Source organism: Actinomadura sp. NPDC048032, from assembly GCF_040653175.1.
Classification (GTDB): domain Bacteria; phylum Actinomycetota; class Actinomycetes; order Streptosporangiales; family Streptosporangiaceae; genus Spirillospora; species Spirillospora verrucosospora.
The window spans coordinates 1-2136 of the sequence record NZ_JBEZJP010000727.1 but is presented as its reverse complement, the minus strand read 5'-3'; the positions used below and the strand labels follow the sequence as shown (position 1 = coordinate 2136).

The 2136-nt window shown below is 75.0% G+C and carries 2 protein-coding genes; both read right to left on the bottom strand.

Going from position 1 to position 2136, the window contains the following annotated elements:
• Window positions 1–595: response regulator transcription factor (locus AB0C69_RS41590; protein WP_360362286.1), on the bottom strand; the 595-nt coding region annotated here is incomplete at its 3' end.
• Window positions 592–1812, bottom strand: coding sequence for a sensor histidine kinase (locus tag AB0C69_RS41585; RefSeq protein WP_360362283.1), 1221 nt, complete (start codon window positions 1810–1812; stop codon window positions 592–594). The genes AB0C69_RS41590 and AB0C69_RS41585, both read right to left, overlap by 4 nt.
• Window positions 1813–2136 lie beyond the last annotated feature (324 nt).

Below are 2136 nucleotides of genomic sequence, written 5' to 3'. Positions count from 1 at the left end.
TGACGTGGGTGCGCGCGGTCGCCGGGCTGATGAACAGCTCGGCGCCGATCTCCTGGTTGCTCAGCCCCCGTCCGATCAGGGCCAGCACCTCCCGCTCGCGCTCGGTGAGCGGGGCGAGCCGGTCCAGGGCGTCCGCGGACGCCGTGTGCCACGCGGTGAACTTGCTGATGAGACGCCTGGTGATGCGCGGCGCGAGCAGGGCCTCGCCGGCGGCGACCACCCGGATGGCGTGCAGGAGCTCCGCCGGTCCGGCGTCCTTGAGCAGGAAGCCGCTGGCGCCGGCCTGCAGCGCCTCGAAGACGTAGGCCTCGGTGTCGTAGGTGGTGAGGATGAGGATCCGGACGTCCTCCAGCCCGCGCGTCGCGGTGATCCGCGCCGTGGCCTGGATGCCGTCCAGCCTCGGCATGCGGATGTCCATGAGGACGACGTCGGGGCGGGTGGCCTGGGCCAGCTCGACCGCACGGGCGCCGTCGGTCGCCTCCGCGACCACGGCGATGTCGTCCTCGACGTCGATGAGCAGCCTGAACCCCGACCGCACCAGCCCCTCGTCGTCGGCGAGCAGCACCCTGATCTGCTCCGTGGCCGGCGCGCTCACGGCGCCGCCTTCCGCAGCGGCCCGGTCGGGGCGAGGGGGAGCCGGGCCGTCACCTCGAACCCGCCGCCCGGAGTGGGGCCGGCGTCGAGCTCGCCGCCGAGCAGCCGGCAGCGCTCGCGCATGCCCAGGATCCCGTGGCCGGGGCCGTCCGGGGCGGCCGCGCCGCCCGCGGTGCCGTTCCCGGTCCGGCCCTCGTCGGTCACGCGGATCTCCAGGGCGTCGGTCCCGGAGGTCAGCGCGACCGTCACGCGGGTGGGTCCGACATGGCGGATCACATTGGTGACCGACTCCTGGAGGATCCGGTAGGCGGCGCCGCCCACCGCGCTCGGCAGCGGCGTCGCGGGAGGGGACGCCTCCAGCGTGACGTCGAGTCCCGCCTCGCGCGCCTTCGCGGTGAGCTCGCCGATCTGCTCCAGGCCGGGCTGCGGTGCGCGCCCGTCGCCGTCCTCGCGCAGGACGCCGAGGACGGCGCGCATCTCCCGCAGCGCCCGCGAGCTGGTCTGCTCGATGGTCCGCAGCGCTTCGCGCGCCTGCTCCGGACGCTTGTCGAGCACGTGCGCGGTGACCCCGGACTGCACGTTGATGATGGCCACCGCGTGGGCGACGGTGTCGTGGACCTCGCGGGCGATCCGGAGGCGCTCCGCGTCCACGCGCGCCCGGGCCTCCTCCTCGCGGGTCCGTTCGGCCAGTTCCGCGCGCTTCTCGGCCTCGGCCGCGATGACCCGGCGGGACCGGACGGACTCGCCGAGAGCCGCGCTCATGACCGACGCGCCGATGCGGAAGAACACCCAGCCGATGGCGGCCCGCGGTTCGATGTCGTGCGCCGTGTACAGCCATACGGCGGCCAGCACGCCGATCCCCGAACCGGCGATCACCAGTGACCGGCGGCCGTCGCCGTAGGCCGCGAGGGTGTAGAGGGAGACGAAGAGCGCGAGCCAGCCGGGCCCGTCCGGGAAGTCGAGCCCGTAGTACACGAGGCTGGCGAGCGCGGTGACCGCGAAGACCGGCGCCGGCCACCGCCGGCGCAGGGCCACGGCCAGCCCGCTCACGACCAGCAGCGCGTAACCGAGGTTCCCCAGGTCGGCGAGCGGCCGCGTCGCCCCTTCGGCGGCGATGCGGCCGAGCGTTCCCTGGACCTGCATCACGGTGACGAGGAGCGCGAGCAGCGTGTCGTGCGTCACCGCGCGCAGGGAGAACGTCCCGGTACGGCGTTCCATGCCGGAATCCTACTGTCGTGGTGCGCGAACGCTCCTGCGCTCAGGCGCGCGACCTGCTCCTCCGCCAGGTGGAGCGGCCCGCGGAGCGGCGTACGCCCGACTGCGTAGACGCCGCCGTCGTCCGGCAGACGCGGCGGGCGCCCCGCCGGCGCGACGATCGCCGCCATGAGCGAGCATTCCGCAGACCCGCGACCGGACGGCGCCCTCGCGGCGCTGGCCCGCTTCTGCCACCGGCGCCGCCGCCTGGTGCTCCTGGCCTGGCTCGTCGGCGTGGTCGCCGTGGCGTTCGCCGGCTTCGGCTTCGGCGCCGCGCCCGACAACGAC

Coding starts and splice junctions, on each gene's coding strand:
- AB0C69_RS41585 (WP_360362283.1), bottom strand. CDS start 1,812: ATGGAACGCCGTACCGGGACGTTCTCCCTGCGCGCGGTGACGCACGAC.